Origin of the sequence: Leifsonia aquatica, from assembly GCF_014190775.1 — a bacterium.
GTDB classification, from domain to species: Bacteria; Actinomycetota; Actinomycetes; order Actinomycetales; family Microbacteriaceae; genus Leifsonia; species Leifsonia aquatica.
In genome coordinates, this window is the sequence record NZ_JACHVP010000004.1 from 102,964 (window position 1) to 123,348 (window position 20,385).

Genomic DNA, 20,385 nt, shown 5'->3' on the forward strand with positions numbered 1-20,385 from the left:
ATGTCACGTGTGAGTACGCGCATCCTGTTCCCGGCCGATACTCGACGTTCTCTGCTTGTCTGCCTGCAGTTCTCTTACGAGCGTTAGAGTCCGGGGGCTGTGGACATGACCGCGATCATCGAGACCGAACGGCGCACGGGCGCCGCGCCACTGGCCGCGGTGCGCCCGTGGACCATCGCGATCGCGTTCGGCCTGGTCGCCACCGCGGTGAGCGCCACCGGAAGCTGGATCCCGTCCCTCTGGGGCGACGAGGCGGCCAGCGTGATGTCGGCCCAGCGACCGGTCGGCAGCCTCCTGAACATGCTCCTCCACGTGGATGCGGTGCACGGGTTCTACTACCTCGGCCTGCACGGCTGGATCCGGCTGGTCGGCGAGAGCGCCTTCGCCATCCGCTTCCCGAGCGCCGTCGCGATCGGCTTCGCCGTGGCGGCGATCACCCTGCTGGCCGGCCGCCGCGGCGGCCCGACCGCGGCGATCGCGGCCGGGATCGTCGGGAGCGTGCTCCCGCGCATGACCTACGCGGGCGAGGAGGCGCGATCATTCGCGTTCAGCGCCGCCGCGGCCGCGTGGCTCACCCTCCTCTTCGTCTGGCTGGTGGACGGGCGCGGTCGCACGGTCCCGGCGAACGTGCGCCGCACCTGCTGGCTGCTGTACGGGGCGGGGATGGCCGTCGCGTCGTACATGTTCCTCTACATGATCGCGCTGGCGCTCGGCCACCTGGCCGTCCTCCTGCTGACCCGCGCGTCGCGGCGGACCCTCGTCTCGTGGGCGCTCGCGATGGCGGGAACCGCGCTGGCGATCACACCGATCGCGCTGCTGGCCTTCTTCGAGCGCCGCCAGATCGGCTACCTCGGCGCGCAGACCCTCGACCCGAGCACGCTCCTCTACGCCCCGTGGTTCAGCACGCCGTGGGTGGCGGCCGTCGCGTGGGCGCTCATCCTCCTCGCCGTCGGGGGCAGCATCGCCGCCTGGCGCCGGGCAGGCCTCCACCTGCGCACCGGCGTCCCGATGACGGCGACGACCGTCGCGTTCTGCTGGCTGATCGTGCCGACCGGCGCGCTGCTGCTCGCGAACCTGGTCTTCCCGCTCTACACCGCGCGCTATTCCACCTTCGCGGCGCCCGCCGCGGCGCTGCTCGTCGCCGAGGGGATCCTCGTGCTCGGGCGCTGGATCGGGCGCGGGGACGCCCGACGCACCGTCATCGTGAGCGGCGTCGGCCTCCTCGGCTTCGTCGCCGTGTGCGCCCCGGTCTACCAGCTGCAGCGCGGGCCGTACGCGAAGAACAACAGCGACTGGTCCGAGGTGAGCGCGGCGATGGGAGCCGTCGCGAAGCCGGGCGACGCGGTCGTCTTCGACGAGTCGACGCGCCCCTCCCAACGGCCCCGCCTCGCCATGCACACCTACCCCGCCGGTTTCGTGAACGTCCGCGACGTGACGCTCGAGACGCCCTACTCCGAGAACGTCGGCTGGGCCGACCGCGCCTACGGGGTGAGGGATGCCGCCGAGCACGGTCGCTTCGACGACGTCGATCGGGTGTGGCTGATCGAGAACGACGTCGACGGCAACCTCCGCGACTACGGCCGGGAGGCTCTGACCGAGCTGGGCTTCGAGCCCACCGGGCGCATCGTGACCACCCACCGCACCGCCATCATCGAACTCACGCGCTGACGCCCCTTCGGGGCGATGCCCGCCAGCCCTATGCTCGGTGACATGCGGGCATCCGAGGCGGACGAGGACACCACTTCCACGGCGGGCATCGCGACAGGGCGGGGCACGCTCCTACGCGCCTCCTCCGTCGAATCCGTCGCCCTCGGCGTCGGCACGCTGGCCTTCGTCGCCGTCGGCGTCGTCGCCCTGTTCGTGTTCCTCGGCCGCCACCTGACGATCTCCGGGCCCGGTTCGATCGGCGAGTTCGCGGCCGTCGCCGGCGGGGTCGTCGCCCTCCTGGCCTACGGCGGCGGGCGCTGGGCGTCGTGGCGGGTCGCCTGGTTCGGCGCCGCCCGCACTGGCCGGAGCTCGCGCATGGGCGTCGCCGTCGAGGTGTTCGACACGGTCGCGATCGCCGTCGCCCACGCCATCGTGGTCCTCCTGCTCTGGGCCGTGCTCGGTTTCGTCCTCGCCCGCAGCTTCCAGGACGCCTTCGTCTTCTCCTTCCCCGGCGCACTGCTGGTCGCCACGGCCGCGGCCGTCAGCGCCTACTACGTGTTCCTCTCCGCCGCGAAGATGAATCCCCTGCTCCTCTCCACCGTGCTCGCGGTCTTCCTCGTGCTGGGCGCGCTGACGAGCATGATCACCGCGTCCGACCCGCACTGGTGGAAGGAGAACCTGAGCGCGCTCGGGATGACGGACGACCTCTCCGGGATGACGTTCAACCTCACGGTCATCGTGGCGGGGGTGCTCGTGACCGCCATCGCCCGCTACGCCACCGGCTCCTCCGGGCCGGACGATCGCACGCCGTCCCGTGGCGCCCTGCGCGTGCGCACGGCCCTGATCGTGATCGGCGTCCTGCTCACCTGCGTCGGGCTGTTCCCGGTGAATCAGTTCCTCCTCGTCCACAACACCGTCGCCACCGGAATGGCCCTGGTGTTCTGCGCCCTCGTGATCGGGCTGCGCTGGCTGCTGCCCGAGCTGCCCCGCGCCTTCATCGCGCTCGGCTGGGCGTTCCTCGCGGTGATCGCGCTCGTCGCCGTACTGTTCGCGATCGGGGACTACAACCTGACCGCCGTGGAGCTGGTGGCGGCGGTGCTGATCTTCAGCTGGATCATCGTCTTCCTGCGCATCACGACGGCCACGACCGCGGACGCCGCGGCGTGGAGCCTCGCGAACTGATCGTCGCACCGCGTTCGTCGGCGGTCGCGGGTACGCTTGCCCGCATGTGCGGCAGGTTCGCGATGGACGACAGGGTCAACGCCGAGATCACCGAGTTCGTGGAGCGCACCGGGAGGCGGCCGGAGGACTGGCGCGCCGACTGGGAGGAGGCGTACAACATCGCGCCCACCGAAGACGTCCCGGTGCTGATCGACTCCGCGAAAGACCGGGAGCTGCGGTTCGAGCGGGCCCACTGGTCTCTCGTGCCGGGCTGGTCGAAGGAGCTCAAGCTGAAGTTCCCGACCTTCAACGCCCGCGCCGAGGGGATCGTGGAGAAGTCGACCTGGCGCAAGCCGGTGCAGTCGCACCGTGCGATCGTGCTCGCGCGCGGTTACTACGAGTGGCAGGGCGAGAAGGGGCACAAGACCCCCTACTTCATCCGCTACCCCGACGACCAGCTGATGGGCTTCGCCGGCCTCTACTCCTGGTGGCGCGACCACACCAAGGCCGACGACGACCCCGACCGCTGGGTGCTCACCGCCACGATCCTGACCTCCGACGCCGTGCAGACGCTGGCCGACATCCATGACCGCAACCCGGTGATCCTGCCCGAGGACATGTGGCTGCACTGGATCGACCCGTCGATCGTCGGCGACCAGGCGCTCGTCGACGATGCCGTCGCCGCGGGGGTCGCGGAGGCGCAGACGCTGCGTTTCGACCGGATCGCGTCGTTCTCGACGAAGGACGACGGGCCGCAGCTGATCGAGCCGCTAGCGGATCAGCAGAGCTGACACGGGGCCGGCCACGGCCCCCGAACGAGGGCGTCTACCCTTCTGAGAATTGATGTATTCTCAGTTTATTCATGGTGACAGATTCTCATTTTGGTTCCGTCCTCCATGTACGAGAGACACCCGAAATGCAGTACCCGACAACGCATCAGCTCTCGTGACAGCTTCCCGGCCGTCCGTCGCCCTGGACCACCCCCCTGGACGGACGGCCGGGAGCACAACGACCCGGAGGGGGACCCGAATGAAGAAGCGGGCATTGATCACCGGAATCACCGGACAGGATGGTTCCTACCTCGCCGAGCTCCTGCTCGACAAGGGGTACGAGGTCCACGGCATCAAGCGCCGCGCCTCCTCGTTCAACACGAGCCGGATCGACCACATCTACCAGGATCCGCACCACGACCGCCCGAACCTCTTCCTCCACTACGGCGACCTGACCGACTCCTCCAACCTCACCCGGATCATGCACGACGTGCAGCCCGACGAGGTCTACAACCTCGGCGCCCAGTCGCACGTGGCGGTCAGCTTCGAAGAGCCGGAGTACACCACCGACGTCGACGCGCTCGGGCCGCTGCGCCTGCTGGAGTCGATCCGGCTGCTCGGGATGACCGACACCGTGCGCTTCTACCAGGCCTCCAGCTCCGAGATGTTCGGGCTGGTGCAGGAGGTGCCGCAGCGCGAGCGCACGCCCTTCTATCCGCGGTCGCCGTATGCGGCCGCCAAGCTCTACGCGTACTGGATCACGGTCAACTACCGCGAGTCGTACGGGATGTACGCGTGCAATGGCATCCTGTTCAACCACGAGTCCCCGCGCCGCGGCGAGACCTTCGTGACGCGCAAGATCACCCGCGCCGTCGCCAACATCGCCCACGGCATCGAGCCGTGCCTCTACATCGGCAACCTGAACTCGCTTCGCGACTGGGGGCACGCCCGGGACTACGTGCGGGCGCAGTGGATGATGCTGCAGCAGGACGCGCCGGCGGACTACGTCATCGCGACGGGACAGCAGTTCTCCGTCCGCGACTTCATCACCATGGCCGCCGCGGAGGCGGGCATCACCCTCGCCTTCGAGGGCGACGGCGTCGACGAGGTCGCCCGGGCGCTCTCGGTCGACGCCGAACGCGCACCGGCGGTCCGGGAGGGCGATGTGATCGCGCGCGTCGACCCGCGCTACTTCCGCCCCGCCGAGGTCGACACCCTGCTCGGCGACGCCGAGCTCGCCCACCAGCAGCTGGGCTGGCTGCCCGAGATCGGCATCCAGCGGCTCTGCGCCGAGATGGTCGCGGAGGACCTGTTCGCGGCGAAGCAGACCTCGCTCCTCCGCTCGCACGGCTACCCCGTGCTCGTCCCGGCCGAGTGACATGCGCGACACCACACGAACGGTCTACGTCGCGGGCCATCGCGGGATGGTCGGCTCCGCCCTGGTCCGCCGCCTCCAGGCGCTCGGCTACCGGGACATCCTGACCGCGACGCACGACGAACTCGATCTGACCGATCCCGCCGCCGTCCGCCGGTTCTTCGACGCGCACACGATCGACGAGGTCTACCTGGCCGCGGCCAAGGTCGGCGGCATCGTCGCGAACGACACCCGCCCGGCCGAGTTCATCCACGAGAACCTGATGATCCAGGCGAACGTCGTCGACGCCGCGCACCGGGCCGGGATCGAGAAGCTGCTCCTACTCGGCTCCTCCTGCATCTACCCCAGGGACGCCGCCCAGCCGATGTCGGAGGAGGCGCTGCTCACCGGCACGCTCGAAGCGACCAACGAGCCGTACGCCATCGCCAAGATCGCCGGCATCAAGCTCTGCGAGAGCTACAACCGGCAGTACGGGCGCGACTACCGCAGCGTCATGCCGACCAACCTGTACGGGCCGGGCGACAACTTCGACCCGGTCGGGAGCCATGTCATCCCCGGCCTCCTCCGCCGCTTCCACGAGGCCGCGCAGGGTGGGGCCGAGGAGGTCGTCGTGTGGGGGTCCGGCGAGCCGTTGCGGGAGTTCCTGCACGTCGACGACATGGCGGCGGCCAGCGTGCACGTCATGGAGCTCGACCCCGGGACCCTGCATGCGCACACCCGCCCGATGCTGTCGCACATCAACGTGGGCACGGGCGTGGACTGCTCGATCCGCGAGCTCGCGGAGAGCGTCGCGGCCGTGACCGGGTACCGGGGCTCGATCCGGTTCGACCGGACGAAGCCCGACGGCACCCCGCGCAAGCTGCTGGACGTGTCGCTGCTCTCCTCCCTCGGCTGGTCGGCGGGCATCCCGCTCCAGGAGGGGCTCCGCACGACCTACGAGTGGTTCATCGAGCAGCACGACGGGTACCGGGGCCGCATGGGGGCCGCCGCGTGAAGATCACGTTCGTCGGCCTCAACTACGCGCCGGAGACGACCGGGATCGCCGTGTACACGACCGATGCCGCCGAGCGGCTGGCCGGCCGCGGCCATGTCGTCTCGGCGATCGTGGGCTACCCGCACTACCCCGCCTGGACCATCACACCGGGTTACACGGGGTCCACCCGCTTCGAGGGGATCAACGGCGTGCGGGTGACCAGGAAGCGGCATCCCGTCCCGCGCCGCCCCGCTCTGATCAACCGTGCCGTGATGGAGGTCGTGTTCGGCGTGCGCGCCGCATTCAGCGACTGGAACCACCCGGACGTCGTCGTGCTGGTCACCCCGGCCTTGTTCTCCTCCGTCGTCGCCCGCTTCCGGGCGCGCCTCAGCGGCGTGCCGGTCGTGACGTGGGTGCAGGACATCTACAGTCTGGGCGTCGCCGAGAGCGGTGTCGGGGGAGGCCGGGCCGGCCGGATCGCCCGCGCCGTCGAGGGCCGCCTCGTGCGCTCGAGCGACGGCGTGATCGCCATCCACGACCGGTTCAAGCGGTACCTGGTGGACACGCTGGGCGCCGCCGCGAGCCGCGTGTCCGTCGTGCGCAACTGGACGCACGTGCGCGCCGCCGACGGCGCCGGTCGGGAGGCCACCCGCGCCGCGCTGGGCTGGGCGCCGGAGGACGTCGTGGTGCTCCACGCCGGCAACATGGGCGCCAAGCAGGCGCTCGAGTCGGTGGTCGAGGCATCCCGGCTCGCAGCCGACCGACGGTCGCGCGTGCGCTTCGTGCTGCTCGGCGACGGCAACAGACGCGAGGAGCTGGAGGTGCTCGACCCGAACGACCACCTCCAGTTCCTGCGGCCACTGCCCGACGGCGCTTTCGAGGCGGCGCTGGCGGCGGCGGACATCCTGCTGGTCAACGAGCGCGCCGGCCTCACCGAGATGTCGGTGCCGAGCAAGCTCACGTCGTACTTCAGCACCGGCCGCCCCGTCCTGGCGGCGACCGATGGGACGAGCATCACGGGCGAAGAGATCGAGGGCACCGGTACCGGGCTCCGCGTGGACGCGCAGGACTCGGAGGCCCTCCTCGCCGGCGCCGAGCGGCTCGCCGACTCCCCGGCGCTGGCGGCGCAGTTCGCGGCCGCCGGCGAGCGGTTCATGACGGAGGAACTCGGCGCCGACCCCTGCGTCGACGCGATCGAGGCGACCCTCGCCGCTCACGCCCGCGTCAGCCGCCGGTACGCCACCGAGCCGGCTCCGCGCTCCTTGCAGAGCCAGAAGTAGGGGCCGCTGTAGTCGGTGTCGGCGGCGGCCGCCGTCCACTGCTTCTTGCGGTCCCGCGTCACGGCGACTCCTGTCGCGCTCACGACGACGCGGAGCGCGACCCACTCGCCGACGCTCGGGGGCGTCGTCGCGACCGAGGCGATGGCCGTCCCGTCCGATTCCCCCACCGCCCGCTTGACGATCTCGAGCCGTCCGTCGGCGTGCAGCAGGGCGTGGTAGCCGCCCGTCGGTCCCGGGACGCCGAGGCGGTACACGTCGTCGTCCTTCTGTCCGAAGGCGATGCCGGCACCGCCCTCCGTCCCTGCACCCCACTGCAGCTCGGCCTCGATCGTGGCGGGCCCGGCCTTCTCCCCCGCCATCGACCCCATCAGATAGCTCTGGGCGGCGTCGTCGGCGAGGGTCACGGTCGCGCCGCGCTCGGAGATCGCGGGCTGCGCCCCCCAGCCCTCGTCGACCGTCCAGGGCAGGTCGCCGGCGGCCCGCAGACCGGTGCCGAAGGCATCGCTCTTCGCGGGGGCGGCGAGATGGGTCACATAGGGGATGTTCGACGTCATCATGCCGACGACGCCGAGACGCTTCAACCGGTCGACCGTGGAACGGTAGTGCACCTCCCACACGATCACCGGCTTGCCGGCCGCGACGATGGCCGCGATCTCGTCGTCGCTGAACGTGTGCATCGCTCCGAGGTAGTCGAAGTCCGCCGCGATGTCCGCGGCGTTCGGGATGAGCTCCGGACTGAAGTATCCCCACGTCGCGTATCCGCGCTCGCGCGCCGCCTTCACCTGCGCCGCGCCGGCCCACTGCTTCCACACGAAGTGCGCCTTCGACTCGGGATACGTGTCCATCAGGTCCAGCATCGCGGCGGTGTTGGTCCCCTGCTTGTCCTCGATGAAGATCACGTGGGTGCGCGCGAAGCGGTCGAGCACGTCCTTCAGTTCCGGGATCGGCTGCGGACGGGCGGCGGGGCCCAGCCAGCGGCTCGCGTCGATGTGGAGGGCCTGCAGCTGCGCCCAGGTCGCGTCGGCGATCTTCACGTTGGCGCCGCTCGTGTGCGCCATGTCGGTGTCGTGGTGGCAGATCAGGACGCCGTCCTTGGTCGCGTTGACCGACACCTCGATCGCCTGCACGCCGGCCGCGATCGACCCGGCGTAGGCCTCCATCGTGTGCTCCGGCCAGTTGTCGCCCGAGCCGCGGTGCGCGATGTAGAAGGGCGTCGTCGCGGTGAGCGTGGCGACCGTGTGCACCGCGTCGGTGCTCGGGGTCGGGGTGAAGGACGGCGCGGCCGTCGTCGCGCGTCCGGGAGGGGCCGAGGTGCACCCGGCCAGGAGCAGCACCGAGCCGCCGAGGACGAGGAAGTCCCGGCGGCTCAGTGCTCTCGGAGTCGTGGCGGCCGGCGGCCGCCCACCCGTCTTCATCCGACGATCTTAATCAGGACTTGGTGAACGTCAACTGCAGGACGGGCCGGAGCGAGGCCGAATTGTCGTACGAGTAGATCCGGAGATTGTCGGTGTCGGCCGCCGCCATCGTCATCGCGATCGATGTCGAGGTGCCGAGCAGAGGTGCGAGCTGCGACGCGTCCAGAGTCGCCGTGTACGGCGTGTTGACCGCTGTCGCGCCGGTCAGCGTGCCGAGCGCCGCTCCGATCCCGGTGGGCCGCGTGTTCCAGTTCACGGTCGACTGGTCCCACGCTCCGGAGAGGAGGTTGAACAGCACCGCGTTCGTCGTCCCCGCCGTCGCGTCGCCCGAGGTCCGCACCTGGAGCGTCGCGCCGGTGAGCGTGTACCCGGCCGGTGCGGCCGGGAGGGCGAACGTGAGGAACGACTGGATGGGCGAGGCGCCGGATCCGCCGCGGGCCGACAACTGGTTGTAGGTCCCGTAGTTGGTCGTCGGCACGGAGGCGGCGACCATCGCGTCCTGCGTCGAGTTCACCGACGAGGTCACCGTCACCGCGGTCACGGCGACGGTCGCGGAGGCCTGGGCGGACGGGCCGCTGGTGTTCGTCCCGTCCGTCGCGGTCACGACGTAGTAGTACGTACCGTTGGCCACTCCGCTGTCCGTGTAGGAGGCGCCCGCCGTCGTCCCGATCTGCGTGGCGGCGCTCGGGGCGAACCCGGACGTCGTGCTGCGGTAGACGGTGTAGCCGGTCACCCCGACGTTGTCGGTGGAGGCCGTCCACGAGAGCGCCACGGTCGACCCGCTCGCCGTGGCGCTCAGGCCGGAGGGCACGCTGGGCGGCGTGGTGTCGCCCAGCGTCGCCGTCGCCTGGTCGGACGGGGCGCCGGAGTTGCCCGCCGCGTCGACCGCGACGATCCGGTAGTAGTACGTCCCCATGCCCGGGAGGGTGTCGGTCGCCGAGGTGCTCGACACGGTCCCGATCAGCGTGGACCCGTCAGGGGTGAACCCGGAGGTCGTGCTGCGGTGCACCTGGTAGGCGGTGACGCCCACGTTGTCCGTCGCCGCGGTCCAGCTCAGGGAGACGGTGCTCCCGCTGAGGGAGGCTGCGACTCCGGTGGGCGCCGTCGGCGGCGTCGTGTCGCTGAGCGTGATCGACGCCGCGGACGACGGTGCGCTCGCGTTGCCGGCTCCGTCGAGCGCGACGACCTTGTAGTAGTAGGTGCCGACGAGGCCGGCGGCGTCCGTGTACGAGGTCGTGGTCACGCCGGTGGCGACCTGGTTGCCCGCGCCGGGCGTGAACCCGGCGGTGGTGCCGCGGTAGACGGAGTAGCTCGCCACTCCCACGTTGTCCGTGCTGGCGGTCCAGGAGACCTGGGGCGCTCCGCCGGCGTTCGCCACGGCGACGCCGGAGGGCACGGTGGGCGGCGTCGTGTCGGACGTCCCGAGACCGTAGTGGGCGCTCACCTGCGCGGCGCTCAGCTGCGTCGGGTAGATGGCCGCTTCGTCGATCGACCCCGTGAAGTAGAAGTTCGACGGTGACGACGGCCAGCCTCCGATGTTTCCTCCGCCCAGGCGCCAGTAGCCGGTGAAGCTCTGGTTCGACGTCTCGCCGTTGGACCCGACGAGGGCCCCATCGACGTAGAGCGCCATGCCCGCGGCTCCCTGGGTGGCGACCAGCTGGTGCCAGTTGCCGTCGTTGTATGACGCCGGCGAGGTGACCGAGGCCACGTAGCCGACCCAGACGCCGAACAGCAGCTGGCCGGAGTCGGTCATGTAGACCTGCTTGTCGTAGTTCGAACCGTTGCCGGTCTGCGTGTCCTCGAAGCCCACCAGCTTGCCGCCGGTGGTCGACGTGGTGCGGAACCAGAGCTCGGAGCTGAACGCGCCGGTCGAGCCCTGCGGCTGCGCCTCGGAGATCGTGCCGTTCGAGGTCCCGGGGAGCGTCACCGCCGTGTGGCCCGCGAGTACTCCGGGCTGCCCGAGCTGGACGTCCGGGCTGTAGGTCGCCGGGTGCTGGGCGTACAGGGACGAGTCCGCCGCGGTGGTGCCGGACGATTCGTCCAGCCGCCAGTACATGTCCGGGTTGTCGTTGTAGACGGCCTTCCCGTAGTTGTCGGCGGGCGCGGCCTGCACGTTGGGCGTGTAGCCGGCCGTCGTGTAGTGGTTGATCACCTGGGTGGGGCTGAGGACCGACGGGTAGACGGCCGTGTCATCGATCGAACCCGTGAAGTAGTTCGCCGAGGGCTGCGACGGCCAGCCGTTCAGGCTGTCGTAGCCGACCCGCCAGGTGCCGACGTAGTCCTGGTTGCCCGAGACCGTGTTCTGGCCGACCTTGACACCGTCGACGTAGAACGTCATGCCGCCCGGTCCCTGCGTCCCGACCGCCTGGTGCCACTGGCCGTCGTTGTACGCGCTGCTGGACTGGATGGTGGCGGTGCCTCCGTTGTAGGCGCCGAACACCAGCTGGCCGCCGTTGGTCATGTAGATCTGACGGTCGTAGTTGCTGCTGAGGTTGGGCGCATCGCTGTTGGTCTCCGGGCGGCCGTTGCCGAATCCGACGATCTTGCCGCCGGTCGTCGTGGTCGTCTTGAACCAGGTCTCGACGCTGTAGACCTTCGGGCCCTGGATCATCTCGTCGCTCCAGGCGTACTGGGAGGACGATCCGTTGAAGGTGGCCGCGGTGCTCGGGTCGTTCTTGATCGCGCCGGCGGCTCCGCCGATGGCGCCGTTCTCGTACGTCCCGTTGAGGCCGGCGGTCGTGTTGCCGGACTTGTCCTGCAACCACGTGCCCGAGGTCTCGTCGTAGCGCCAGAACAGGTTCGGGCTGTCACCCAGCACGGCCGCCGCGTACGCGGATCCCGTGCCGGTGGCCTTCGCCGAGGCGGCCGCCGAGAGCGGGCTCGTGTTGGTTCCGTCGTTCGCGGTCACCCGATAGGTGTAGGTGGTTCCCGGCGTCACATTGGTGTCGGTCCAGGTGACCTGCGGGCGGGTCCACCACAGGGAGCTCGCCTGACCGGTCCAGACCGGGGTCGTGCCGCCGTTGCGGTAGATGCTGTAGGTCAGGAGGCTGTCGTCCGGATCGACGACCGTGCGGAGCCGCACCTGGATGGCGTTGGGCGTCAACGCTTCGGCGCTGGCCGATGGCGTCGGCGGCGTGGTCGTGTCGTCCGGCCCGAAGCGGGTCAGGCCCTGCTGGGCGTGCCCGTTGATCTGAGTGAACTCGCCGCCGTACCAGAGGTAGTCCTTGCCGGTCGTCGCACCGGTGGCGACGACGTTGGCACGCGGGCCGATGCCCTCGTTGATGCCGTCGTTGCCGCGCGGGTTCCAGCCGAGGAGGTACGGGGTGTCGGTGGACGAGGCGTTGAAGTACATGCGCGTGCCGTCCTGCTGCTGGTTCATGCTGCTGCAGTCGTGGTGGTGCGTGGCCTCGTAGAGGGTGCTCTTGTAGACGAGCAGGGCCTGGGTGGCGCCGAGGCATGTGTCCCGCCAGCGTTGCTGCAGCGTGTTCCAGTCGACGGCGAACACGCCGTCGAAGACGCCGCCGCCGGTGCCTTCGTTGCCGCCGTAGAAGGAGGTCCCGTCGCTCGTGAGCGCCTTGGTGACCGATGTCTGCGCGATGAACGGCATCGGGTAGTTCGCGAGGTTCGCGCCCGTGGTGGCGTCCACGACCCCGATGGAGTGCGAGTCGGCGCCGTTGACCGTGAAGAAGTCACCGCCGATGGCCACCTTGGTGCCGTCGGGCGAGACCGTGATCGCACGGCCCGTGAGGTCTGTGTCCGCGACCCAGGGGAGCAGGGCGCCCGTCGTCGCATTCAGCGCGGCGAAGTGCTGGCGGGTCGAGGTCCCGACCGCGGTCATCGCGCCGCCGATGTAGACCGTGTTCGCCTTGACCGCGATCGCGTAGACCGCTCCGTTGATCGCTCCGCCGAGGGGGTGGAACGGGAGCACCTTGCAGGTGCTCAGGTCGAGCTGGGCGATGCGGTTGACGTTCACGCCGCCGATCGTCGAGAACGAGCCGCCGACGAAGAGTGTGTTGCCGTCCGCGGCGGGGGTGATCGCGCGGATGGTCGGCGTGCCGCCCGAGAGGGTCACGGGGAACTGGCAGCTGTCGGGGTTGCCCGTCTCGGCGTTGAGAACGCCCAGCCCGGTCACCGTCAGCGGTGTCCCGCTGGCGCCCGTGGGGGGCGAGAGCCTCGTGAAGCTGCCGCCGACGAGCACCTTGCCCTTCGATTGCCCGAGGGCGTACACCTCGTTGTTCACCTGCCACGTGGGGAGGTCCGCCGCGCTGAACGAGACGCCCGGCGACAGTGCCGAGGCGGCTTGGGTGAACGGTGCGGCGACCACCAATGCCAGTGTGACTGCGGCAGCTGCCGCGATGCCGATAGATTTGCGCATAGCCCTCGTCCCCTCGGGTCGGATCGACGGTGATGGGGCTGTCATCGTCGGGACTGGAGCGAGGTTCCCGCAAGTTGGGAAATCCTCACCTTTATAGAACACTGAGACTGTTTCATCTTTTTGCTGGGAAAGCACGCCCCCCGATCGGGGGCGGGGACGGATGGTGACCATGAAGGCGGAGCTCAGCTTCGGAGAGGCCGTCGCCCGTCTGAGCCAGGCGCAGAAGAGCAAGCGCGGTGTCTCGCTGTACTCCCGGTTCGTCAACCGTCCGCTGGGCCGCGTGCTGGCCGCCGCCGCCTACCGCCTCGGAGCGACCCCGAATCAGGTGACCGCCGCCTCCGCGATCGTGACGGCGATCGGCCTGGCGGTCGTCATCGTGGCCGGTCCCGGCCCCCTCGCGGGCATCCTGGGAGCCGCATTTCTCGTCCTCGGATTCGCCCTGGACTCCGCAGACGGGCAGGTCGCGCGCCTCACCGGCCGCAGCTCCCCCGCCGGCGAATGGCTGGATCACGTGGTCGACGCCGGCAAGATCGTCGCCGTCCACGCCACCGTGCTCGTCGTCGCCTTCCGGTTCGGCGTCGCCGGTGCGGGATGGCTCTGGGTGCCCCTCGCCTTCCAGGTCGTCGCCATCGTGACCTTCGCCGGGGGCGTGCTCATCGACCTCCTGAAGCGGGCGTCGTCGACCGTGGATGCGCCCCGGGCTCCGTCCACTCTGCGCGCGCTGGCTCTGCTACCGGCCGACTACGGGATCCTGGCGCTCTCGTTCCTGCTGTGGTGGTGGGCGCCGCTGTTCCTGACCGTGTACACCCTGCTCTTCGCCGCGAACACGGTGATCGCCGTGCTGCTCGTCGTCAAATGGTTCCGGGAGCTGAGTCGTCCGGCAGCCCTCTGACCGGACTGTCGGCCTCCGAGAGCTCGACCTCCTCCTGCGCCGCCTCGGCCGCCGCGGGCCCGAGCTCGGACAGCTCGCCGCGCCGGTGCCGCCGGTAGAGCACGGTCGCGGGCACGATGAAGGCGATGGGCGCGACGACGGCGGCCGTCAGGAAGCCGGCGGCGAGGCTCGCATCCACTCCGCCCAGCAGATAGCCGATGGTGAACGCGCTCAGGCTCGCGAAGACGAGGCAGGCGCGGCCGACGGTCACGATCGCCTGATGGCCGAGCAGGCGCATGACGATCGCGTGGATGCCCGCCCATCCCGAGCTCAGCGTCGCGGCCCCGACGATCGTGAGGCCGATCACGAGCGGTCCGTTCGCGACGCCGCGCAGCTCGAAACCGCTCGCCGCCACCACGCCGACGAGCACACCGACGCCCCCGACGGCGACGAGACCGAGAGTCCGGGCCAGCCGTGTCCCCTGGTGGATGAGACTCTCGGTGCTCGCGTACGTTCCGCGCGTCGCGCCGTCCGCGATCAGGTTGGTCGTGCTCGCGGCGAAGACGAGGTTCAGCGGGCCGAGGAGGGTCTGCGCGAAGCGCACGCCGCCGATCAGTGCGGACGATCCGAGGGCGCCGAGCACCAGCAGGGGCAGCGTCGAGTTGAACTGGCCGATGGCGAAGTCGGCGAGCTGAAGGGACGCCGGCCCGATGTACTCGCGCAGCGGCGTCACCTTCCGCGGGCGCGGAAGGCGGATGAGCATGAGCACGACCGGGACGGCGAGCGCCAGACCGAGGTACGACTGGTAGATCACCGCGTCCGGGCGGGTGATCAGGATGAGCGGGGAGAGAGCGACCGACACGAGACGGATCCCGTCGCTGAGCGCGACGTCCCAGCGCCGGTCGAACGACATCGCCCGGTAGCGCAGCCAGTCCTGGAGGATCGGGAAGAGCGCGCCGACGAAGAGCACGGCGCTCTCCCACCACGGACCGACCCCGAGGATGACCGCTCCACCCGCGACCACCGCGCCCGCGAGGACCGCGCCCACGATCGCCGTCGAGAACGGAGCGTGCGCGGCCTTGTCGTGCCGGAACCGGATCAGCGCCGGCTGGAAGAGGAACGACCGGACGAGCCCGACGGTGGTGACCGAGAGCAGGTTGACGAGCGCGAACCGGGTGAACTCCTGGGAGTCCATGAAGGCGGCGGCGAAGATCGTCGCGAGCGCACCCGCGGCGCTCGTGAGCACCTGGGAGAGGACGAGCGGCTTGCCGGCGATCGCCACCGCCGCCCGGAGCACGCGCCTCATGCGCGGCTCAAGGCGATCGACACCGCGCGTTCGAGGTTCTCGCCCACCCGATCCACGGTGAAGTCCTCGGGCACGGCGGCCGCCCGCCTCTTGGCCGCGGCGAGCGCCTCCGGCTCGAGCGTCTCGGCGAGCGCACGGGTGAGGCTCGCGACGTCGCGCGGGTCGATGACGCGCACCGCGGGTGCTGCGGCGAGGATCTCGGCATGGGCGCCGTCGTAGGTCGAGATGAGCACGGGCTTGCCCGCGTTGACGGCCTCGAACCCGTTCAGGGAGCGGTAGTCCGCCAGGGTCGGGCACACCACGACGTCGGCCGCCGCGTAGTGGGGTCCCGTCGCGGAGTAGGGCACGCGCCCGTGGAAGGCGACCTGCTCCGCGATCCCCAGCTCGTCGACCCGCTGCCGCACGGCCTCCAGCTCGGCGCCGCTTCCCACCACATCGAGCACCCACCGGCCGCGTGCGCCGTCGCCCAGCCCGGCGAGCGCCTCCACCAACTGGAGGATGCCCTTGCGGCGGGTCACGGAGTTGAGGAACAGGAGCCGGGCAGGATCCGCCGGTTCGACCTCCCATCCCGCGTCGCCCGGTGCCGCGGGCGCGGAGGTCAGGTACGGGCCGACGACCACCCGGTCGTGCCGCACGCCGAGCGTCTCGCGCACGAAGCGCTCTCCGGCCGCGTTGCTGACGACGACCGCGTCGGCCCGCCGCGCGACGAACCGCTTCACGGCCAGCGCCGCCCGGCTGCCCGGGGCTCCGCGGAACGCCGGATCGGACTCGATCAGGAGCACGACGCGGCGCCGGGTCAGCCGCGCCGCGACGAAACCCGTGAGCGAGGTCGGGCTGAACTCGATCAGGATGTGCGCGGCCGCGCGCTCGCGCAGCAGGCGCACGAAGGTGCCGGGCGTGGGGATGCGGTAGACCCCCAGGTACTCGACGTCGCCGACGCGGCGGCGCGACCGCCCCAGCCGGATGAACCGCAGCAGGGGGCGCAGGGGCAGTTCGGGGTAGCGCTCCACCGGGAAGTCGCGCCGGACCGGGATCTCGCCGCCCGGGAACCGGCGGACGAACTCGGCGAACACGTCGCGGAAGTAGATGAGGTCGCCGTCGTACCCGTACGCGCCGGAGACCCAGACGATGCGAGGAGGCTCGCCCGCCTCCGTTCGGTCCTTCCGCGCCATCGGGCATCCTTTCGGGTTGTGTGGGAGTCTAACCACGTCAGCCCTACACTGAGAAAATGTCACAGTTTTCGACGCGTCGCCTCGCCGGCTTCACCGGCGCCGGATACGACAAGGGGCGGGGGCCCGCCGTCCAAGTGCTCTGGCTGCTCGTCTCCGGGCTCGTGGTCGTGCGATGGTGGTGCCCGGTCCCGGTGCGCAACGCCATCCTGCGCGCCTTCGGAGCCCGCATCGGGCACGGCGTGCTGATCCGGCACGGCGTGAAGATCCACTGGCCCTGGAAGCTCACCGTGGGCGACGACTGCTGGATCGGCGAGGGGGCCTGGATCCTGAACCTCGAGCCCGTCACACTCGGCCACGACGTGTGCATCTCGCAGGGGGTGCTGCTGTGCACCGGCAGCCACGACCGGCGCTCTCCGACCTTCGAGTTCGACAACGCGCCGATCACGGTCGACGACGGCGCGTGGATCGCGGCGCGCGCGACGGTGCTGCGCGGCAGCCGGATCGGACGCAACGCCGTCGTCGGCGCGACCGCCCTGGTCGCCGGCGACGTGCCCGAGGACGCTCTCATCACCGCGCCGCTCGGCGCTCCGGCCAACGGCCGCCGACCCCGAACTCCGGTCACGGGAGACTGACCATGCGGATCCTCTCGGTGGTCACTCTCGTCAGCCCGACCGGCGAGTACGGCGGCCCGGTGCGGGTCGCGGTCAACCAGGCCCGCGCGTTGCGCGAGCAGGGGCACGAGGTGACGATCGCCGGGGCGGCACGCGGCTTCGACGGCCCGTTGCCGACCGAGCTCGACGGAGTCCCGGCGGCCCTCTTCCCGGCACGGACGGTGCTCCCGGGCGTCGGCTTCGCCGGACTCGCCGCGCCGCGGCTGCGGTCGTGGATCGCCACCGCCGCGCGCGAGGCCGACGTGGTGCACGTGCACCTGGCCCGCGACCTCGTCACGCTGCCCGCGGCCCGGGCGGTCCAGGCGGCCGGCGTCCCGCTCGTCGTGCAGACCCACGGGATGATCGACCCCTCCGGCAACCCGCTCGCGCGTCCGCTCGACGCCCTCTGGACGAAGCCGGTGCTGCGGAAGGCGGCGGCCGTGCTGTTCCTGACGCCCGTGGAGAACGAGGGGCTCCGCGCCGTGGCCGGCGACTCCCTGCGGCTCGTCCCGCTCGGCAACGGGGTGCCGGCCTCCCGAGCCCGGAAGGACGATGACGGCCTCGAGGTGCTGTACCTGGCCCGGCTCGCTCCGCGCAAACGCCCGGAGGTCTTCGTCGCCGCGGCCGAGCGCGTGGCGGAGCGATTCCCGGACGTGCGCTTCCGGCTCGTCGGCCCGGACGAGGGACGCGGCGACGAGGTGAACCGTCTCATCGGCTCGGCGACCGCCGACATCCGCTGGGAGGGGCCGATCGACCCCGCCTCCACCGACGAACGGATGGCGCGCGCCTCGGTCTACGTCCTGCCCGCGGTGGACGAGCCCTACCCGATGAGCGTGCTCGAGGCGATGGCTGCGGGAGTGCCGGTGATCGTGACCGACACCTGCGGGCTCGCGCCGGCGGTCTCCGAGAGCGGCTCCGGGATCGTGGTCGACGCCCGCCTCGACACGCTGACCGACGCGATCACGACCCTCCTGGACGACCCCGAGCGTCGTCGCCGGATGGGTGAGACGGCGCGCCGGACGGCGGAAGAGCGCTTCTCGATGTCGGCGATCGCGAGGGATCTCCTCGCGGTCTATCGGCGAGCCGCGGGCGGGGAGCCGGCAGGCGCAGCGCCAGCCGACGTCCCGCGTCCGCTGCCGTAGCATCGCGACCGGCCCGCGCGCTCTGGGCGACGAAGAGGATGCAGGCGACCGCGATCGTGACGGTGCCGGACGCCTGGAGCAGCGAGCCGCGGAGCAGGATCAGCATGTAGACGGGGAAGATCGCGCCCACGATCGCCCACAGCCCGTTGTCGGCGAAAGCCGGCACCAGCCGCGTGTCGAAGCGGCGCAGCAGGTAGCCGAGGGCGAGGAACGCCACGGCCACGACGATCACGCCGCCGTTGACGAGCGCCTCGGCCCAGAGCGGCGCCGACAGGTTGGTGAACGGGTAGCCCCGGTAGTTGGCGAGCAGGATGCCGGTGTCGACCGGCTTGTCCGCCCAGATCGCGCGCGGCACCCAGAAGAACAGCATCCCGAGCGCCTGCTGCCCGGGGACGACGAGTCCGTCGTGGACGAACGAGTAGGCGTTGGCGATCTGCCAGAAGGCGTCGTAGTCGGGGCTGCCTTTGTACTCGCCGAAGAAGCCGTCCCAGGTCACGTCCACGGTCACCCGCCGGAACGCGTCCGCGATCGGGAAGACGAAGATCAGCCCGGCGATGGCGGCGCCCATGACGATGCGCCGCCTGCGCGCGGTCAGCATCGCACCCGCGTAGACGATCAGCGCGAACCACACGGTCCCCAGGCTGTACCGGGCGCTGCTCACCGGGTTGACCACGACCAGCAGCAGCACGGTCGCGGCGAGCAGGATCACGAGGTAGAGCGCGCGATGCCGGTCGGCACGGCGCCGCACGGCGGCCAGGGCTCCCACGCCGACGAGCAACGGGTAGATCGCGAGCGCGTACATGACCGAACGCGTCGCGGGGTCGGGCCACGCGGCCTGCCGTGCGGCGAACGCCGTGTCGCGGCTGCTCAGCAGGGTGCCGACGCCGATCTTGAGGACGAAGTAGGCCGAGAACACGACGCCGAGGGCGAGCAGGATCAGGGTGCGCGCGCGACTCACCCCCGTGACCCGGTGGCCGGCGCGCTCCGCCCTGAGCGTCCCGCCCTGGTGGGCGCGCAGGGTGCGCTCGCGCAGCATCGCCGCCAGCCGGCCGAGCTCGTAGCAGAGCAGGCCGATCCAGACGATCACGGCCGTCGGCACGTCGAGGTCGGGATTCATCCCGGGTGTCGTCGTCGAGAGCAGGCCGCTCCGCATCTGCACGGTGGGGGCGAGCCCCATGAAGATGTACACGAAGAGCCAGAAGAAGAAGTCGAACAGGCGCGCCTCCCCCGCGACGATGAGCAGCGAGAGCCGTACGCCCGCCCACACGGCGACCCCGATGGTGAGCGTCCACGCCCAGCTGCGGCCGACGTCCGGCACGTCGACCACGAGCAGCAGCGGGATCACGCCCGCGAAGAACGCGACGAGCACGACACCGCCGATGGCGGCGGCGTGCGCCCGCCCGGAGTGGCCGTTCCGCTCGGCCATCCGGCCGTCGCGCAGCGGGAACCCGGTGCTCACGCGCGCGTCACCTGACCGCTGCGGCCACCCGGGCGGCGATCGCGGCCTGCCCGGCGTCGTTGAGCCGGCCGTCGGAGAACATGCTCGCGTTCAGTGCAGGGGGGTCGAGGAGGCTGACGTAGCTCAGTCCGAGAGTGGTCGCGGCGGTCTTCACCGCGTTATCCGTGTTGAGAACACTCGCAGACGGGGTGGCGTCGGCGGTGGCGGGGCCGACGGCGATGATCGTCGCGTCCGGGAGCCCCTGATGCAGGGCCTGGAACGTGTTCGCCACCTGCACGCTCACGTCCGTGTCGCTCGCGGTCTCGTTCCACCCTCCCGAGACCACGACGATCGAGGGCGCCAGCGCGACGACCTCGGGCACGGCCTCCAGGAAATTCGGGCACGGTGCTGCTCCGCAGGTCCCGGCCGTGAGATACCCGGTGTCCGGGTGGGACAGGTTGACCTGCTGCCAGCCGCGCGCCTGCGACACGAGCGAGGGCCACGACGCGTGGCCGGCCTCGGCCACCGACTCGGACCCACCCAGGAAGACCGCGATCGGCTGATGGTCGACCGCCTGCAGCACCGGCCACGTGGTGCCCTCCTCGTGCACGGTGTGCGACGAGCGGATGGCGAAACCCGACAGGACGACGGTCACGACGGTGAGCACGCACAGCCCCACGACCCCGAGCACGCGGGCGACCGAGAGGCGTGGCAGTGAGCGCATGCCTCGATGATCGCACACTATAATACGGAGACGCACCCGACCCGTGCCTGCCTCGAACCACCGCCGAACAGCGACCCGGGAGCGGA

At 70.8% G+C, this 20,385-nt stretch carries 14 protein-coding genes; 9 read left to right on the forward strand and 5 right to left on the reverse strand.

Annotation, left to right across the window (positions count from 1 at the left end; translation table 11 throughout):
* Positions 1-105 precede the first annotated feature (105 nt).
* The 6 genes from FHX33_RS16555 (at position 106) to FHX33_RS16580 (ending at position 7,206) form a co-directional block, all read left to right on the forward strand.
* A complete protein-coding gene (locus tag FHX33_RS16555; protein WP_183428740.1) occupies positions 106-1,668 on the forward strand; it encodes a glycosyltransferase family 39 protein in 1,563 nt (520 codons plus the stop codon).
* Positions 1,669-1,710: 42 nt separating this feature from the next.
* On the forward strand, positions 1,711-2,829 hold the full coding sequence (locus FHX33_RS16560; RefSeq protein ID WP_221209677.1) for a hypothetical protein: 1,119 nt from the start codon (positions 1,711-1,713) through the stop codon (positions 2,827-2,829).
* Between the two features lie 44 nt (positions 2,830-2,873).
* Positions 2,874-3,599 (forward strand): SOS response-associated peptidase, encoded by a 726-nt coding sequence (locus tag FHX33_RS16565; protein ID WP_021758134.1) that lies wholly within the window; start codon positions 2,874-2,876, stop codon positions 3,597-3,599.
* A 238-nt stretch (positions 3,600-3,837) separates the two neighbouring features.
* Positions 3,838-4,956, forward strand: a complete 1,119-nt coding sequence (gene gmd, locus FHX33_RS16570) for a GDP-mannose 4,6-dehydratase (RefSeq protein ID WP_021758135.1) — start codon at positions 3,838-3,840, stop codon at positions 4,954-4,956.
* A gap of 1 nt (position 4,957) precedes the next feature.
* Positions 4,958-5,947: a GDP-L-fucose synthase gene (gene fcl, locus FHX33_RS16575; protein ID WP_039921090.1), complete on the forward strand. Its 990-nt coding sequence runs from the start codon at positions 4,958-4,960 to the stop codon at positions 5,945-5,947.
* Positions 5,944-7,206 (forward strand): glycosyltransferase, encoded by a 1,263-nt coding sequence (locus tag FHX33_RS16580; RefSeq protein ID WP_183428741.1) that lies wholly within the window; start codon positions 5,944-5,946, stop codon positions 7,204-7,206. Before fcl ends, FHX33_RS16580 begins: the two co-directional genes overlap by 4 nt.
* Here the strand turns inward: FHX33_RS16580 and FHX33_RS16585 are convergent.
* Entirely contained in the window at positions 7,140-8,621 is a 1,482-nt protein-coding gene (locus FHX33_RS16585) for a glycerophosphodiester phosphodiesterase (RefSeq protein ID WP_021764879.1), read from the reverse strand. The two genes, FHX33_RS16580 and FHX33_RS16585, sit on opposite strands and share 67 nt — an antisense overlap.
* 13 nt (positions 8,622-8,634) lie before the next feature.
* Positions 8,635-12,996, reverse strand: a complete 4,362-nt coding sequence (locus tag FHX33_RS16590) for a LamG-like jellyroll fold domain-containing protein (RefSeq protein ID WP_051337049.1) — start codon at positions 12,994-12,996, stop codon at positions 8,635-8,637.
* A gap of 169 nt (positions 12,997-13,165) precedes the next feature.
* Between FHX33_RS16590 and FHX33_RS16595 the strand changes: the two genes are divergently transcribed.
* A complete protein-coding gene (locus FHX33_RS16595; RefSeq protein ID WP_039923618.1) occupies positions 13,166-13,888 on the forward strand; it encodes a CDP-alcohol phosphatidyltransferase family protein in 723 nt (240 codons plus the stop codon).
* Here FHX33_RS16595 and FHX33_RS16600 read toward each other — a convergent pair.
* Positions 13,848-15,173 carry an MATE family efflux transporter gene (locus tag FHX33_RS16600; RefSeq protein ID WP_021764882.1) on the reverse strand — a complete coding sequence of 442 codons (1,326 nt, stop codon included), beginning with the start codon at positions 15,171-15,173 and terminating at the stop codon, positions 13,848-13,850. The two genes, FHX33_RS16595 and FHX33_RS16600, sit on opposite strands and share 41 nt — an antisense overlap.
* The gene (locus FHX33_RS16605) at positions 15,170-16,345 is read right to left on the reverse strand and encodes a glycosyltransferase family 4 protein (protein WP_183428742.1); all 1,176 of its coding nucleotides are present in this window, start codon (positions 16,343-16,345) and stop codon (positions 15,170-15,172) included. Before FHX33_RS16605 ends, FHX33_RS16600 begins: the two co-directional genes overlap by 4 nt.
* 56 nt (positions 16,346-16,401) lie before the next feature.
* Between FHX33_RS16605 and FHX33_RS16610 the strand changes: the two genes are divergently transcribed.
* Entirely contained in the window at positions 16,402-16,977 is a 576-nt protein-coding gene (locus tag FHX33_RS16610) for an LbetaH domain-containing protein (RefSeq protein WP_021764097.1), read from the forward strand.
* Positions 16,978-16,979: 2 nt separating this feature from the next.
* Positions 16,980-18,137: a glycosyltransferase gene (locus tag FHX33_RS16615; RefSeq protein ID WP_179701207.1), complete on the forward strand. Its 1,158-nt coding sequence runs from the start codon at positions 16,980-16,982 to the stop codon at positions 18,135-18,137.
* Between the two features lie 1,466 nt (positions 18,138-19,603).
* On the opposite strand, the gene FHX33_RS16620 is transcribed toward FHX33_RS16615, so the two are convergent.
* Positions 19,604-20,299, reverse strand: coding sequence for an SGNH/GDSL hydrolase family protein (locus tag FHX33_RS16620; RefSeq protein WP_021764713.1), 696 nt, complete (start codon positions 20,297-20,299; stop codon positions 19,604-19,606).
* Positions 20,300-20,385 lie beyond the last annotated feature (86 nt).

Coding starts and splice junctions, on each gene's coding strand:
- FHX33_RS16555 (WP_183428740.1), top strand. CDS start 106: ATGACCGCGATCATCGAGACCGAACGGCGCACGGGCGCCGCGCCACTG.
- FHX33_RS16560 (WP_221209677.1), top strand. CDS start 1,711: ATGCGGGCATCCGAGGCGGACGAGGACACCACTTCCACGGCGGGCATC.
- FHX33_RS16565 (WP_021758134.1), top strand. CDS start 2,874: ATGTGCGGCAGGTTCGCGATGGACGACAGGGTCAACGCCGAGATCACC.
- gmd (WP_021758135.1), top strand. CDS start 3,838: ATGAAGAAGCGGGCATTGATCACCGGAATCACCGGACAGGATGGTTCC.
- fcl (WP_039921090.1), top strand. CDS start 4,958: ATGCGCGACACCACACGAACGGTCTACGTCGCGGGCCATCGCGGGATG.
- FHX33_RS16585 (WP_021764879.1), bottom strand. CDS start 8,621: ATGAAGACGGGTGGGCGGCCGCCGGCCGCCACGACTCCGAGAGCACTG.
- FHX33_RS16590 (WP_051337049.1), bottom strand. CDS start 12,996: ATGCGCAAATCTATCGGCATCGCGGCAGCTGCCGCAGTCACACTGGCA.
- FHX33_RS16595 (WP_039923618.1), top strand. CDS start 13,166: ATGAAGGCGGAGCTCAGCTTCGGAGAGGCCGTCGCCCGTCTGAGCCAG.
- FHX33_RS16600 (WP_021764882.1), bottom strand. CDS start 15,173: ATGAGGCGCGTGCTCCGGGCGGCGGTGGCGATCGCCGGCAAGCCGCTC.
- FHX33_RS16605 (WP_183428742.1), bottom strand. CDS start 16,345: ATGGCGCGGAAGGACCGAACGGAGGCGGGCGAGCCTCCTCGCATCGTC.
- FHX33_RS16610 (WP_021764097.1), top strand. CDS start 16,402: ATGTCACAGTTTTCGACGCGTCGCCTCGCCGGCTTCACCGGCGCCGGA.
- FHX33_RS16615 (WP_179701207.1), top strand. CDS start 16,980: ATGCGGATCCTCTCGGTGGTCACTCTCGTCAGCCCGACCGGCGAGTAC.
- FHX33_RS16620 (WP_021764713.1), bottom strand. CDS start 20,299: ATGCGCTCACTGCCACGCCTCTCGGTCGCCCGCGTGCTCGGGGTCGTG.